This is a genomic window from Bifidobacterium sp. ESL0732 (genome assembly GCF_029395535.1).
In the GTDB taxonomy this organism is placed as follows: domain Bacteria; phylum Actinomycetota; class Actinomycetes; order Actinomycetales; family Bifidobacteriaceae; genus Bifidobacterium.
Genome location: NZ_CP113920.1, coordinates 1,278,313 through 1,293,751, shown reverse-complemented (window position 1 = coordinate 1,293,751; position 15,439 = coordinate 1,278,313). Strand labels below are relative to the sequence as shown.

At 54.7% G+C, this 15,439-nt stretch carries 13 protein-coding genes; 12 read left to right on the top strand and 1 reads right to left on the bottom strand.

Features of this window, described 5'->3' with window-relative positions; genetic code table 11:
* Positions 1-118: 118 nt before the first annotated feature.
* The 8 genes from OZX70_RS05070 to OZX70_RS05035 all read left to right on the top strand — a co-directional run bounded on the left by OZX70_RS05070 (position 119) and on the right by OZX70_RS05035 (position 10,015).
* Positions 119-1,357: an argininosuccinate synthase gene (locus OZX70_RS05070; protein WP_277179551.1), complete on the top strand. Its 1,239-nt coding sequence runs from the start codon at positions 119-121 to the stop codon at positions 1,355-1,357.
* A 438-nt stretch (positions 1,358-1,795) separates the two neighbouring features.
* Positions 1,796-3,283, top strand: coding sequence for an argininosuccinate lyase (gene argH, locus OZX70_RS05065; RefSeq protein WP_277179549.1), 1,488 nt, complete (start codon positions 1,796-1,798; stop codon positions 3,281-3,283).
* Between the two features lie 72 nt (positions 3,284-3,355).
* A complete protein-coding gene (locus tag OZX70_RS05060; RefSeq protein WP_277179547.1) occupies positions 3,356-4,105 on the top strand; it encodes a GDSL-type esterase/lipase family protein in 750 nt (249 codons plus the stop codon).
* Between the two features lie 205 nt (positions 4,106-4,310).
* Positions 4,311-5,633 (top strand): tyrosine--tRNA ligase, encoded by a 1,323-nt coding sequence (gene tyrS / locus OZX70_RS05055; protein WP_277179545.1) that lies wholly within the window; start codon positions 4,311-4,313, stop codon positions 5,631-5,633.
* Between the two features lie 119 nt (positions 5,634-5,752).
* Entirely contained in the window at positions 5,753-8,011 is a 2,259-nt protein-coding gene (locus OZX70_RS05050) for a helicase (RefSeq protein WP_277179543.1), read from the top strand.
* 8 nt (positions 8,012-8,019) lie between these two features.
* Positions 8,020-9,048 carry an HAD-IIA family hydrolase gene (locus OZX70_RS05045; RefSeq protein ID WP_277179541.1) on the top strand — a complete coding sequence of 343 codons (1,029 nt, stop codon included), beginning with the start codon at positions 8,020-8,022 and terminating at the stop codon, positions 9,046-9,048.
* Positions 9,049-9,056: 8 nt separating this feature from the next.
* Positions 9,057-9,260 (top strand): hypothetical protein, encoded by a 204-nt coding sequence (locus OZX70_RS05040; protein WP_277179539.1) that lies wholly within the window; start codon positions 9,057-9,059, stop codon positions 9,258-9,260.
* Positions 9,257-10,015, top strand: a complete 759-nt coding sequence (locus OZX70_RS05035) for a TlyA family RNA methyltransferase (RefSeq protein ID WP_277179537.1) — start codon at positions 9,257-9,259, stop codon at positions 10,013-10,015. The genes OZX70_RS05040 and OZX70_RS05035 overlap by 4 nt, the downstream gene beginning before the upstream one ends.
* On the opposite strand, the gene OZX70_RS05030 is transcribed toward OZX70_RS05035, so the two are convergent.
* Entirely contained in the window at positions 9,997-10,686 is a 690-nt protein-coding gene (locus OZX70_RS05030; protein WP_277179535.1) for a hypothetical protein, read from the bottom strand. The two genes, OZX70_RS05035 and OZX70_RS05030, sit on opposite strands and share 19 nt — an antisense overlap.
* Before the next feature lie 331 nt (positions 10,687-11,017).
* Here OZX70_RS05030 and OZX70_RS05025 point away from each other — a divergent pair, with 331 nt between their 5' ends.
* From OZX70_RS05025 to OZX70_RS05010, 4 genes are all read left to right on the top strand, one after another.
* Positions 11,018-12,010, top strand: a complete 993-nt coding sequence (locus OZX70_RS05025) for an NAD kinase (protein WP_277179533.1) — start codon at positions 11,018-11,020, stop codon at positions 12,008-12,010.
* Positions 12,003-13,820 (top strand): DNA repair protein RecN, encoded by a 1,818-nt coding sequence (gene recN / locus OZX70_RS05020; RefSeq protein ID WP_277179531.1) that lies wholly within the window; start codon positions 12,003-12,005, stop codon positions 13,818-13,820. Before OZX70_RS05025 ends, recN begins: the two co-directional genes overlap by 8 nt.
* 384 nt (positions 13,821-14,204) lie before the next feature.
* Positions 14,205-14,867 carry an HAD family phosphatase gene (locus OZX70_RS05015; protein WP_277179530.1) on the top strand — a complete coding sequence of 221 codons (663 nt, stop codon included), beginning with the start codon at positions 14,205-14,207 and terminating at the stop codon, positions 14,865-14,867.
* 110 nt (positions 14,868-14,977) lie between these two features.
* Positions 14,978-15,355 carry a GntR family transcriptional regulator gene (locus OZX70_RS05010; RefSeq protein ID WP_277179527.1) on the top strand — a complete coding sequence of 126 codons (378 nt, stop codon included), beginning with the start codon at positions 14,978-14,980 and terminating at the stop codon, positions 15,353-15,355.
* The last annotated feature ends 84 nt before the right edge of the window (positions 15,356-15,439 follow it).

Here is a 15,439-nt window from a genome sequence, read left to right as displayed (position 1 = left end):
AGCGTTGGTATTCATTTCGGGTTGCCGTCTCGAAGTTCGGACACAGTAGTAATCTGATTGAATATTTATACGAAACCGTGTATATATAATTGTATAAAGCTTTGAAGAAAGGGCTGCCATGAGCGATAAGAACCGCATCGTACTCGCATATTCCGGAGGTCTCGATACTTCCGTGGCTATTCCGTATTTGAAGGAGCGCACTGGCAAAGATGTTGTCGCTGTTTCCCTCGATGTCGGTCAGGGCGGAGAAAGCCTTGAAACCATCCGTCAGCGTGCGTTGGACTGCGGTGCCGTTGAGGCCTACGTGGTCGACGCCCGTGAGGAATTCGCCAAGGAATACTGCATGCTGGCTCTGAAGGCCAATGCCAAGTATGAAGGTGTCTATCCGTTGGTTTCCGCCATTTCTCGACCTTTGATCTCGAAGCATCTCGTGCGTGCCGCCCACCAGTTCGGTGCCGACACCATCTCGCACGGTTGCACCGGCAAGGGCAACGACCAAGTGCGTTTCGAGGTTTCGATTGCCTCGATTGACCCGAATCTGAAAGCCATCAGCCCGATTCGCGATCTTTCGCTGACCCGTGATGTCGAGATCCAGTTCGCCAAGGATCACAAGCTGCCGATCACTCAGACCGAGAAGAGCCCGTATTCCATTGATCAGAACGTATGGGGTCGCGCCATCGAAACCGGCTTTCTCGAGGATCCATGGAACGGCCCGACCAAGGACTGCTACACCTACACCGATGATCCAGCGTTCCCACCGGTCGAAGACGAGGTTGTCATCGAATTCAAACAGGGTGTGCCCGTGAAGATCGACGGCAAGGATGTAACCCCGCTGCAGGCCATCGAAGAGATGAATCGCCGCGCCGGTGCCCAAGGCATCGGCCGTATCGACCTGATTGAAGACCGTTTGGTCGGCATCAAGTCCCGCGAACTCTATGAGGCACCGGGTGCCATCGCATTGATCGCCGCCCACGAGGAACTCGAAAACTGCTGCCTCGAACGCGAGCAGCACCGTATCAAGCGCGACATCGACAAGCGCTGGGCCGAGCTGGTCTACGACGCGCAATGGTTCTCGCCTGCGGTCCGCTCGTTGAACGCCTTCATCGAAGACACGCAGCGCTACGTTTCCGGCGAAATTCGTATGATCATGCACGGCGGACGCGCCGTGGTTACCGGACGTCGCAGCGAAACCTCTCTCTACGACTACAAGCTCGCCACCTACGATTCTGGCGACACTTACGACCAGAACGCCTCCAACGGATTCATCTCGATCTACGGGCTGCCCGACAAGGTGGCCGCTGCCCGCGATGTCAAATTCGGCAATGGCATCGAAGTCCCGGACAACTCCGTCGAATAGTTGCTAGCAGTTTGTTGCTTTTGTAAAACTGCCTAACAATCCTCATGTTTCAGGCAACCTGCTGTGGCGGGAGGGTCTGGGATATGCAATGCTCGGGACACTCTGGGCTGAGCCGTTAAGAACGAAGCCCTGTGGGCTCCGTTTAGGCGAAGTGAGCGCGATGTATCGAGCGCTAAGGCAAAATCTTTGATTTTGCTCAGGCCAAGTCTTTACGGTCGATCATCGCATATCCCAGACCCTCCTTTGACTTATGTAATGAATAGAGTTCGTAAACAACAGTTTTTAACAGTCGGGATTGAGGCCTAGGGATATGCGTTGTTACGGCGTAAGACACGGCCGAGCGGCCAAGGAGCGTCCGGAACAACGTATATCCCTAGACCTCCGCACAATATGGTTTATGCTAACAATTATTACTTGATGAATGAAGGGAATTGCACAATGACGGAGCAGAATAATAAAGGGAATGAGCATTTGGCGCTATGGGGCGGGCGGTTTAAGTCTGGTCCTTCGCCGCAGCTCGCGAGGCTTTCGAAGTCGACGCAGTTTGACTGGCGGCTGGCCGACGACGATATCGCCGGGTCGCGGGCTCATGCACGGGTGCTCGGTAAGGCAGGACTTTTAAGCGACGATGAGTTGAAGCAGATGGAGGATGCGCTCAACAAGTTGCAGAAGCTGGTGGATTCGGGGGAGTTCACACCTGTCGAAGACGACGAGGATGAGGCTACGGCACTGGAGCGCGGGCTGCTCGAAATCGCGGGAGACGAGCTCGGCGGCAAGTTGCGTGCGGGGCGTTCGCGCAACGACCAGATTGCCTGTCTTATCCGTATGTGGCTGCGTCGCCATGCACGTAGCGTTGCCGGTTTGGTTCTTGGTGTGGTTGATGCCTTGATTGGCCAAGCCGAAAAGGCCGGGGAAGCGGTGATGCCAGGTCGTACGCACATGCAGCATGCCCAACCAGTGCTGTTGGCTCATCAATTGATGGCTCACGTCTGGCCGTTGCTGCGTGATATCGAAAGGCTTTACGACTGGGATGCCCGTATGGACGAAAGCCCGTATGGTTCCGGTGCCTTAGCAGGTAATACGCTTGGCCTTGACCCAGAGGCCGTGGCTCATGAGCTTGGCTTCTCGCGCGTAACTGCTAATTCGATTGACGGCACCGCTAGTCGCGACTTGGTGGCCGAATTCTCCTTCATCGCCGCCATGGTTGGCGTCGACCTGAGCCGCCTAAGCGAGGAAATCATTATCTGGAACACGCAGGAATTCGCCTTCGTCCGTCTCGATGACGCCTATTCGACTGGTTCCTCGATTATGCCGCAGAAAAAGAACCCGGACATCGCTGAGCTCACCCGCGGCAAGTCAGGCCGTCTTATCGGCGATCTGACCGGTTTGATGGCGACGCTTAAAGGCCTTCCGACGGCCTATGCCCGAGACCTTCAGGAAGACAAGGAAGCCGTGTTCGACCAGGTCGATACGCTGGAAACGTTGTTGCCAGCGTTTGCTGGCATGGTGCGCACGATGGTCTTCGACCTTGACCGTCTTAAGGCCCAAGCACCGACCGGTTTCGCTCTGGCAACCGATATCGCCGAATGGCTCGTCAAGCAGGGCGTTCCGTTCCGTCATGCCCACGAACTTTCCGGTGCCTGCGTCCAGCTGGCCGAAGGCCGCGGCGTTGAGCTCTGGGACCTGAGCGATGATGATTTCGTCAATGTCTTCAAGAATTTCCTGCCCGCAGACGTCGCGCCGCAAGTCCGCAAGGTTCTTTCGGTGGAAGGTTCCGTCGACCAACGCGACGGCAAGGGCGGCACCGCGCCCGTGCGTGTTCGTGAACAAATCGCCGAAGCCAAGCGGATAGCCGCAAAAGCCCAGATATTCGCGGATTCCGTCAGCGATGGTCCTGCCTACGTAAAACCGGACGTATTGAACTGATTTGACATTTTCGACGCCACTTTGAGTACGATGGAATGCTGAAAGTCTGATGCAAAGAAAGGCGTGAACAGCATGACATTGGGTATCGGAACTCCGGTAGCGACTCTCGAGGCGATTTGGGCGAAGCATACGATTCACCTCTCCGAGGCTCCGGGAGGTGAGCCGTTTGGTGTGAGGAAATTCAAATCGTCGACTGCTGGCAACGCCAAATCTTTGAATATGTGCGCCGTTGGGGATTCCATGGTGGCAGCCTGCGGTACGCAGGACCAACAGGAAGGTCTCATCCCCGACCTCGCGCAAGGATTTGCACAGGAATTCAATCGTGACGTCAGCTGGGAAGCACATGGCAAGCTTGGTGCCACGATGCGCCGAGTCCGATACCGTATGCTTCCCGAGGTGCTGAAAAACGGCAAGAAATTCGATATCCTGATTATTTGCGCTGGATCCAACGACATCATGGCCAATCGCACGCTTGATGAATGGCGCGCCGACCTTTCCGCTGTCCTTGACGAGGCAAAGGCGTTGAGCGAGCATATTGTGGTCCTGAGCCCCGGCCAGATGCAGCATGAGCCGTCGCTTGGCAAGGCTCTGCGTCGTGCGCTTGAACGTGAGATGGACGAGCAGGCTGCGGCGAGCAAGGAAGTCTGCGCCAAGCATCATGCCAGATACGTCGATATGATTCATGAAAACGTGCACGCCGACGCACCCGATTTTTTCTCGCCCGATCATTTCCATCCCAGCGCCAAAGGTTACAGCTGTATGGTCGAGGGCGTCATCGCCAAGCTCGGAACTTCATTCGTACAGGACTTTGCCGCCGAATGAGGTGGTCCGTTCTTCGATGCATTAAACGACGTTATAAATTATCGTAAGATAGTACTTATTTTTTAATAACCAAAACAATAACGGTTGTGAAATAACCCAGCATTGAACGTGATATTCCGGTGTCGCCGTCATCTGCGAAAATAGATTGGTTCAGGAGTCTCTTGACTCTGGTTGTTTTGACACAAAAGAATAGGGGAATACGGTTATGGCTCACGTCACCAATTTCAAGGAAGCGGGATTTGACTCTCTCTTCGATGAATTGAACTGGCGCGGGTTGATTTCACAGTCCACGGACCGCGATCAGCTCGCCAAAGCGTTGAACGGTGGGCCGATTACCTATTATTGCGGTTTCGACCCCACAGCGGCCTCGCTGCATATCGGCAATCTTGTTCAGTTGATCAATATGCGGCATCTGCAGGAAGCGGGCCACCATCCTATCGCGGTGGTCGGCGGCGCGACCGGTCTGATCGGAGATCCGCGTCAAAGCGGTGAACGCACACTCAACCCCAAGGATGTCGTCGAAGGCTGGGCTCGCAGGCTCAAAAAGCAGATCGGCACGATTCTGGTAACCGAAGGTGACAATCCGGTGCGTTTCGTCTCCAACTACGACTGGACCGCCAACATGTCGGTCATCGATTTCCTGCGCGATGTCGGCAAGAACTTCCGCATGGGCACGATGCTCGCCAAAGACACGGTGGCTCGTCGCCTCAAGTCCGACGAGGGCATCTCGTTCACGGAGTTCAGCTATCAGGTTCTGCAGGGCAATGATTTCCTGCATCTTTTCGACGAATACCACTGCACGCTGCAGCTCGGCGGCTCCGACCAGTGGGGCAACCTTACCAGCGGCCTCGACCTGATTCGCAAGGTGCGCGGTGAGAACGTCAACGTGTTCACCAGCCCCATCATCACCGACAGTCAGGGCAAAAAGTTCGGCAAGTCCGAGGGCAACGCCGTCTGGCTTGATCCAACGATGCTGAGCCCTTACAAGTTCTATCAGTTCTGGTATAACCAGCCGGACGGCGAGATGCTGAAGCTTTTGAAGGCGTTCACCTTCCTGCCCAAGGCCGAGATCGAACGTCTCGCCCATGAGGCCGAGGTCAACCCCGGTGCCCGTGAGGCGCAAAAGGCGTTGGCTTGGGAGGTTACGAGCTTCGTGCACGGCGAGAAGACCACGCAGGAAGCCATTGACGCGGCTTCCGCGCTTTTCGGGCGTGGCGGCGACTTGAAGTCCATCAGCTCCGACATGCTGGAATCCTCAATCGACGGTCTCAAGATTGAAAACGAGGAAGGCGAGAAGGTCTTCGCCAAGGCAGTCATCGGCGAACGTGTGGCGCAGGCAGCCGTTTCCGCAGGTCTGTTCAAGTCCATTTCCGAGGCCCGCAAGACCATCAAATCCGGCGGTGTCTACGTCAACAACGTTCGTGTCGAGAATCAGGATCAGGAACTGGCCGGTGACGATTTTCTTGCCGATCGCTTTGCGCTGATTCGTCGTGGCAAGAAGGCCGTTGGAGCCGTCGAACTTGGCTGACAGCAAGCTTTCATCAAGTTTTAATCAAGCCGATTAGAATTTATTATAAGAAAAAATTTAGGATTATTTCGTTCAATCAAATAACGGAATGACCAAACCCAAGCAAAAGGTATAAGCATATGGCAGAAGAACAGCGCGGCAACCGCGACGGCAACTCATACGGTCACGGTTCGTCCCATTCCGGTGGCGGCTATCGTGGCCATGGCGGATTCCGCGGCAACAATCGTGGCGGAGGCTTCCACAAGGGTGGTCACGGCGCCTACCGTGGGCATGATGATGATAGGCGCGGGGGATACCGCGGCAACGGTGGGCACCGCGACTTCCACCGTGACGATCGTCGTGACGGCGAACGCAGTGGCGGATACCGCGGACACGGTGACGGCGACCGTCGTGATTTCCACCGTGATGGAGAACGTGGTGGCTATCGCGGTGATGGAGACCGCAGGGACTTCCATCGAAACGATGACCGTCGTGGTGGCTACCGTTCCGGCGGTTATCGCGGACACGATGACGATAGGCGTGGTGGCTACCATGGCAACGGTGGCGGACACCGTGATTTCCATCGTGACGGTGAACGTGGCGGATATCGCGGCGGTAGCGACCGCAGAGACAACTATCGTGATGGTGACCGCAGGGACTTCCATCGCGATGACAGGCGTGATTTCCACAAAGACGGCGATCGCAGAGACTTCCACAAAGGCGGTTACCGTCACGACGACGATAGGCGTGGAGGATACCGCGGCGGTGATGACCGTAGTAGGGATTTCCATCGCAATGACGATCGCAGGGGCGGTTATCGTTCCGGCGGTTATCGTGGGCATGACGATGACAGGCGTGGAGGATACCGTGGCAATGATCGTCGAGATGGCGACCGTCGTGATTCCCATCGCAATGATGACCGCAGGGGCGGCTATAACTCGCGTGGCAATGATCGCCGTGATTTCCACCGCGATGACAGGAGAGATGGCGACCGCGGCGGATACAGAAGCTACAACAACCATCGCGATGACCGTCGTGACGATCGCCGTGGCGGTTTCCACAACGATGGCCGCGAGCAATACATGCACGATGGCCCGCGCCGCAATTCTGATGGCACGGTTTCGTTCCCGTCTCAGAACCCGTATACCGACCGTCGTCCTGGTGAGCCGCGCATGCCCAAGGGCATGGAATGGTCAATGCTCTCCAAGGACGAGAAGGAACGTCTGAGAGGGCTTTCCAAGGAGCACGCCGAGAACATTGGCCTGCACATCCTTGCAGCCTATTCACTTGAGGAAAGCGATCCGAAGGCCGCGCGCGACCACGCCGAATGGGTGGCTCATCAGGCCTCCCGCATCGATTTCTCCCGCGAAACGCTGGCGTTCATCGCCTACCGCCAGGGCGATTACAAGACTGCGCTGAAGGAATTCCGTACCGCTCATCGTATGAACGGCTACAACGACTATCTGCCGTTCATCGCCGATTGCGAACGTGGACTCGGCAATCCAAAGCGCGCCATTGAAATGGCGATGTCCGACGACGCCAAGGCGCTGACTGGCGAATCGAAGGCTGAAATGTTCCTGGTCTACGCAGGTGCGCTCGGCGATTTGGGACTTTGGGACAAGGCCGTCGACGTGGTCAGCAAGCTGGCGAACACCAAAGGACTGCCCGGAGCCTACAAGATGCGCGCTTTGCAGGCCGAACAGTACTTCCTCGAGGAAAGCGGCCGTGGAGACGAAGCGGCTGACCTTGACACCACCATTGAGCAGCTCGAAAACAAGTATGCCGATGAGGACGAGGACGATGAAGATGCCGATGAGGTCGTCATCGATTACGACCTCGAACGTCTGCCCGATGACATGATGGAAGAGCTTGGCATCACGGAAGACGATGCACAGTATGCCCCCGATCCGTATGAGGATGACGAGGACTATGACCGTGATTCGAATTCCGAGGATTCCGATGACTCTGACTTTGGTGAAGATGGTTCCGATGAAAGCGATTCGAATGATGATTCAGAGGATGAGGAAGGCGAATCCGATGAAGAAGTAGGCGAGGAACTCGACTCAGACGCCGATACTGACGATCAGTCCCAGTCGGCTCTCGACCCGCAAACCCCGGAGGCTAAGGAAAGTGCCGAGGCCACGGCCAAGGAGAACGCCGACAGCATGGAAGTCGTCGACGAATCTGGCGAGCCCGAAGAGTCTACAGATTCAGTTGCCAGTGAAAAAGCTCAAGGCGAAGCCGGAGAAGACGAAGAAGCGGATACCGAAGGTGATGCCGACGACGACGAAAACGAGTTGTCCGCCGAGGAAACCACCGAGGGCGCCGAAGATTCCGTTGATCCGGCCGTTGAACAGGAAGTTGCCGACGAAAAAGACGAAGCCGGTGAAGAGGAGTAGCGTAAACAGTGCTTAAAGCAACACAACAACCTATCGAACAGGCCTACAAGCTGGCATTGCTCGATCTTGACGGTGTGGTCTACCGTGGCAAAAACCCGGTCGATCACGCCAGTGAGTCGATTGCCCAAGCTCAAAAGGCTGGCATGACAGTGGAATACACCACCAACAATTCCTCGCGTTATCAGGAAACCGTGGCCGAGCAGCTTCGTGGCTTCGGCCTTGAGGTCGAGGCTTGGCAAGTCATCACCTCGTCGGTTGTCGCCGCTCGAATGGTCGCACGAGCGGTGCCGAAAGGCGCCAAAGTACTTATGGTCGGTGCTGGACATCTGCGCGAGGAACTGGAGAAGCAGGGCCTTACCGTCGTCGATCGTGTTGAGGACGATCCGGTTGCCGTTGTGCAAGGCTGGTATCCCGAGGTTGCCTGGACTGAGCTTGCCAAGGCCTCTTATGCAGTAGAGCGTGGAGCCAAGTATTTTGTTACGAACCGTGACCTGACGATTCCGCGTGAATTGGGCATCGCCCCCGGTTCAGGTTCGATGATCCAGGCCGTCATCACCGCCACTGGCGTCGAACCGGTTGCGTCTGCAGGCAAGCCTGAGGCCGCAATGTATGACGAAGCGCGTCTTCTGGCTTCGCATGACGGCGCCACGTTGGTCCCCAAAGAGCAATGCCTCGCCATCGGCGACAGGCTTGATACGGATATCGAAGCAGGCAACCGGGGAGGTTACGATTCCTTGGTCGTGCTCACCGGCGTTGCCGACCCCAAGCAGCTGATGCTGGCCGAACCACAACTCCGTCCCACTTATATTGCCCGTGATTTACGCGAATTGCAGGAGATTATGCCGGCTGTGGTCCAGGTTTCGAAAACCGAATGGGAATGTGAAGACGCGTCGGCGCAGCTGATTGGTGATGAAGTCAGTGTGAGTGATTCTGGCGATATCAATGCATTGCGTGCCGCATGCAGTCTCTTGTGGAATCTGGCCGACAATGAGAACGTCGATACCGCAACATTGCAGCTTCCTGATTTCGGTTTGTAGGAGTATTCATGGTTGCTCGATATGCAGATAATCCGCAAACAGACGATGCCGATGACCTTGAAAGCCGGAAGGGAACCTCGTTCGAGAACCTGCGTGCGCATTACACTGAACTTGAAGGCCTTGCCGACATGGATGCTGAACAGAAAATAGAGGTGTTTCAAGACGTCTTGTCAACGCTTCGTGGAGATTTGGACAGCCAGCAACGGGCATGACTACTGAAGAGCATCAGAACATGCGTTTGGATGCGTATATGGCTTCTGCAGGCCTGGCGCACAGCCGTACTCAGGCGCAGCGTCTCATCCGTGCCGGCAAAGTAACTGTCGACGGCGTGCCTGCGGACAAACCTTCGATGTCGGTCGATGGCACTCAAAAGATTTTGGTCGATGCCGGCGATGATTACGTTTCCAGAGGAGCTTACAAGCTGCTTGGTGCTTTTGAACGTTTCAGTGATTTGGGCTTGTCCTCGCCAAAAGGCCGTTATTGCCTGGATATCGGTGCTTCCACCGGCGGATTCTGTGATGTATTGCTCCGCCACGGTGCGTCTCAAATCATCGCGCTTGACGTCGGACATGGCCAGCTTGACCCGCGTATTGCCAACGATTCACGGATTATTGAGATGAGCGGTGTCAACATTCGTGATGTCGAAGCGGAAGATTTGCCGTACCGCCCTTCTCTCATTGTCTCCGATGTATCGTTTATTTCGCTGAGTTATGTGATTCCTGTAATCGTTAAAGTAGCCGCAAGCCCCGCCGATATCGTGCTTCTGGTCAAGCCACAGTTCGAGGTGGGCAAAGGGCATCTGGGCAAAAACGGCGTAGTGGAAGACCCAAGACTGCGTCAAGAAGCGCTTAAAACGGTTTGTGATTGTGCAAACGAAGAAGGTCTTACCGTGGTTGCCACATCCCCTTCGCCGATTCTTGGAACACATGGCAATGAAGAATACCTGCTTTATGCCACCTTGCGTTGAAGTTCTTCGTCTTCTCCCATATTCCAACGACGTTCGATGAGTCTTACAGTGGAGGTCCTGTCGAGCCTCAGATCGTCGTCATATAACACTTTCTCCACATGCGTATGGCTAGAAAGCACAACGTAGTCAGCATCGATTTTCTCACAGATGGTATTGCGAAGTATTACATCCATGGCTTTGATTCGTTGAATGCTGTTGGGGCCAAGATATTCGTTCATCTTGAACCTTTCGAACATGGTTGTCCTTATCGGTGCTATTTCCAGTCTGCCGGTTTCGATATATTCCTTTATGCTGGTATGTCCGGTTATCTTTGCCTTTGACGCAACCAATGATTTGGCTTTAACCGAACCGCTTACTCGAATGGATTCCTTGACAGCGAGTCGTGAATAAGTTTCCATTTCACCGATGAACGCGATGTTGCGAGCGGAAATATGCTGTTGAGTGCAGATGCGGCCGTGTCCGGAAAGGGAATCAAAGACAATTTCACCAGAGGAATTTAACATTCCTCCGTCTATGACTATTCGTCGCCCCCTGCAGGCTGAGGTCTGCAGGATTCCTTTGACCACAAGCGTATCAAACCTTACATTTTCCTGCATGACTGCATTGCCGTGTGTGATGAGGACGTCGTAGTTTCCACCTTTAATATATCCGCCGAATGTGTTGAGGTTCATTCCTCGCCTTCTTCCCGGCAATCCTATAGGGATTCTCTTTGTACAGCTTTCTTTCCGTATTACCGGAAGTCAAAGTGAAAATGAAATCGAATTGACGGAATTCTTTAAAAATTCAAGGTTTCTTGATATTACAAAATATTGAGAATCGATGTTGGGTACCAGTCTGTTGTTTGAAATTTCATCTTGGAATTGACCATTTCAAAGCTTTAACGGTATAGCATCGCTTTTGCCGGATTGCTTTGGAGTAAGCTCGTTTGTAGATACTCTCCGGTTAGGATATGAGAAGGAACTGATTTTTTCAAACAGTTGATGTCGGAAAAGAGGCAAGACGATGGTCGGTAAGCGCCATGCGGTCGTGGTCACACATGCTCGGCTTCGTGAGACCAGTCTTGTGGTGCGTGAAGCGGTCGAGCAGCTCGAACATGCAGGATTTTCCGTTCGTATCGTCGACAGTCTTGATCCACCAAAATTCGGAGAGCCATCGCCCATCGTCAGCAGTGACACCGAAATAGTCGTGGTGCTTGGCGGAGATGGCACGATTCTGGGTGCCGCCGAGCTGGTCCATAATACCGAAGTTCCCATTCTCGGTGTCAATTTGGGCCACGTCGGTTTCCTTGCGGAATTCGAGAGCTTCCAATTAAGCGAGGCTATCGCGCGCGTTGCCGACCGTGACTATTCGATTGACGAGCGCAATCTGGCCAGGGTTTCTGTGACTTCCTCTGACGGCAAAAAGACAGCAAGCGATTGGGCTCTGAACGACATCACCATTCAACAGGCCGACCGTGACCATATGATCGAGCTTTCTGTCGGCGTTGACGGAGTGGAAGCCAGCTCGTTCAGTTGCGATGGCGTGATCATTTCGACCCCGACGGGTTCCACGGCCTACGCTTTTTCTGCCGGAGGCCCGATTATCTGGCCTGATGTCAAAGCGTTGCAACTGATACCGCTTGCCGCGCACGCGCTGTTCACACGTCCGATGGTGATTAGTGAACATTCCCGTTTCACCGTCGATGTGATTGATGATTCCCTGACCGAAGGCTGGATCTGCTGTGACGGCAGAAGGAAAATGAAACTGGAATACGGAACGCGAACCACCGTCCATCTTTCATCGCTCACGGTCAAACTTGCAAGTCTTTCCGGCGTGCCATTCACCAATCGTCTGGTCAGCAAATTCAACCTCCCCAGCGTGAGCCTCCGTCAGCGTTCTCGAATGGAGGAGCGTAAACGCGAGAACATCATAGCCGAAGAAAACAAGGTTAAACCTTCTCGTCATACGGGTAACGGAAAACAAGGTTCATCTGGAAAGGTGAAATCCGATGCTTGAAGAACTTGAAGTGCGCAATCTCGGGCCCATTCGTTCTGCAGTGCTGACACCAGACAAGGGGATGACGGCGATTACCGGCGAAACCGGCGCTGGCAAATCCATGCTGTTGAGTGCCATACAGCTTATTTCCGGAGCCAAGGCAAGCGTTGGACGGGTTTCTGCCGGGGCTGAATCGGCATGGGCTCAAGGTATTTTCGATGTCGACGAGAACGGCAATGCAGCCGGTCTCGCACAGGATGCCGGAGTGTTGGATGCCGATAGCGAGGAAACCGATCCGGATCCCGACGAGATAGGGCGCCGGGAACTTTTCCTTTCCCGTACCGTTCCGGCGTCTGGACGTTCACGCGCTGTGCTATGCGGGCATAGCGTGCCCAGAAGCGTGCTCGGCAACGTGGCTGCAGAACTGGTGACTATACATGGTCAAGCCGATCAGCTGCGTCTTGCCTCGCCTGCCCGTCAACGCGAATTCCTCGACATGGCCGCTGATGACGGTGTGGAGCGTGCCGCGTATCGTCAATCCTGGGAACAGCTTCAGGCGATGGATCAACGACTCAACACTGTCACCAATCAGGAGGCCTCGACCCGTCAACGGGCTGATTATCTTCGAGAGTCCATTGAACAGATCAACAAGGTCGATCCGAAGCCAGGCGAGGATGAGGAACTGAAGGGAAAGCGTTCGAGAGTTGAGAATTCGGCCGAAATCGCCCAAGGTGTGGGTTCGGCACTTTCGGCGTTGGACGCTTCTCAAGTTGATTCGGACAGCGATGCGCAGGGCGCTTCCGATGCCATCACTCATGCGATTCAGGCGTTGCGCACCATTCATGTCGGGGGAGCTTTCGGTGAGGCTGCAGACCGTCTGGAGTCGTTGAACGCTGACCTTTCTGATATCGTCTTTTCACTATCCAATGAAGTCGATAGCGATGAGGATGTCGACGGATTGGACGCCATCAACTCCCGCATTCACGAACTTGACGAGCTGACACGCCGTTGGGGCCCGACGCTCGAGGACGTGATCGCGTGGCGGGATAAGGCTGCGTTCGAGATAGAGGATCTGGATGCGTCTCCTGAAAAAGTCGAAGAGATCAAGGCGCAACGCAAACAAGCTTTTGACGTTGCAATGAAATCGGCTGAGGCGTTGAGCAGGAAGAGGAAGCTCGCCGCTACAGCTTTGGCCAATACGGTGACCAAGGAGCTTGCTGCTTTGGCTATGGCTGGTTCTGGTCTCGAGATTCGCGTGGTACGTCGCAACGTGGCATCAAATAAGCCCACTGGCAAGAACGGTGAGACGCAGACCGCATCGGATACTTGGCCATTGGATGCCAACGGCATTGACGATATAGAATTCCTGTTCACCCCCTTCCCAGGTTCACCACAACTGCCGATGGGTAAAAGTGCGTCCGGCGGTGAGTTAAGCCGACTCATGTTGGCGCTGGAACTGTCCGTGGCCGAAAAGCGGACTTCCGGATCGAGAGACATGACGTTCATCTTCGACGAGGTTGACGCCGGAGTCGGCGGCAAAGCCGCGGTCGAACTTGGCAAACGCTTGTCCAAACTCGCACAGACCTCGCAGGTCATCGTGGTCACGCATTTGGCGCAGGTCGCCTCTTGGGCCGACACCCAGTTCGTGGTCAGCAAGGGCAAGGCAGCAGCCAAAGCCAAGAACGCCGGTCCAAAGGCAACTGTCGAGACGACCGTCAACGAGGTGACCGGTGATGCCCGCATCCATGAGATCGCGAGAATGCTCTCCGGCAGCGAATCCGCCACGTCTCTAACCCACGCCAAAGAGCTTTTGGACGAAAGTAGATTATAAACTGTTCAGGGGCAGTCGTTGTTGCGGCGGGATATACAATGCTCAGGCACCCTCCAGGCCGGTAGGCCAAGCTTTATGCCTGATCATCGCATATCCCGCCACAACAACTTATGTTAACGGGTTTTATCCGCTTCAGGCCGTATCTTTGTGCAAGTGAGTTGAGTAGGACTCTCTTTAACGTGAGTCGGAGGTCAGGATATGTGATGTTCGGGCGTAAGACACGGCCTATGCAAAATCGTAGATTTTGCCTTCGCGCTCGATACATCGCGCTCACCATGCCTACAATGAGTCCACTGGACTCATTGCTTTACGGCATAGCCCGGAGCGTCCCGAACATTATATATCCTGACCTCCGACGGCCCACCTGAAGCAGAAAGAGGATAGATGAAAACGAACGAAGGCAAAGCGGCCATCTTCGATTTGGACGGTACCCTGCTCGATTCCATGGACGTCTGGCATCAGGTCGATGTCGACTTCTTCGCAGAACGTGGGCTGACGTTGACCGATGATTATATGAGTGACGTCTGCGCAATGAAACCGGACGAGGTGGCGCGCTACACCATCGAGCGCTATGGGCTTGACGATACTCCCCTTGAGCTGTCGAGACATTGGGACGAGATGGTGCTCGAGGCTTATGGCACGACGGTTCAGGCCAAGCCGCATGCCGTCGAGTATCTGGATTATCTCAAAGCTAGCGGGGCCAAACTGGCGGTGGCCACGTCGCTATCGCCCAGAGTTCGTGAGGTGGCGATGCGCCACGTTGGCATCGATTCGTATTTTGAGACGTCCGTCAGCGTTGAGGATACCCAAGCCGCCAGTAAGAGCAGCCCCGAGGTCTATCTGCTCGCGGCGTCGCGTCTGGATGTACGGGCGGGACATTGCACCGTGTTCGAGGATTTGCTGACCGCGGTGCGTACGGCGAAGGATGCCGGCATGAATGTCTGGGCTATGGAGGATTCGTATTCAGCAGATGACAGGGCCGATATTGCCAGGATTGCCAATGGTGTCATCAACGACTTCGATGACGCACCCCGACAACTGTTGTAGTCTCGACTTGCACAGTTGAATTTACTGTTATATAGTCTAACTGAACAGTATAACAGTCTTATTAAAAAACATGTGTGCTGTTTGATAAACACAAACAGAAAGGGGCATAGATGAAACTGATCATCTCATCCGTGTCCGGAGAACCGATCTACGAGCAAATCAAACGTCAGATACGCGAGGCCGTGCTGAACGGTGAGCTCAAAGGCGGAGAGGCGCTGCCGAGCCTGCGCAAGCTGGCCAGGGAACTGCGTATCTCCGTGCTCACCGTTACTCGTGCCTACAACGAACTGGCCGATGAGGGCATCGTGGTCAATGTACAGGGCAAGGGTTCGTTTGTCGCCGAGAAAGGCGATGAACGCATGAAGAAGAAGCTCACTGAACAGGTGAGCAACGCCTTACGACAGGTGGGGATAGCTGCGAAAGCCGCTGATATCCCGCTCATTGACCTAGTGGAAATGCTCGAGACTGAATACAAGAAAGCCAAGTAAGTCTTCTGCCAAACCGATGAACATAGAACATGCAGGAGTTTCAAGCACTGCTTGTTGATTGCTGACGTTCATCCGCTGACAAGG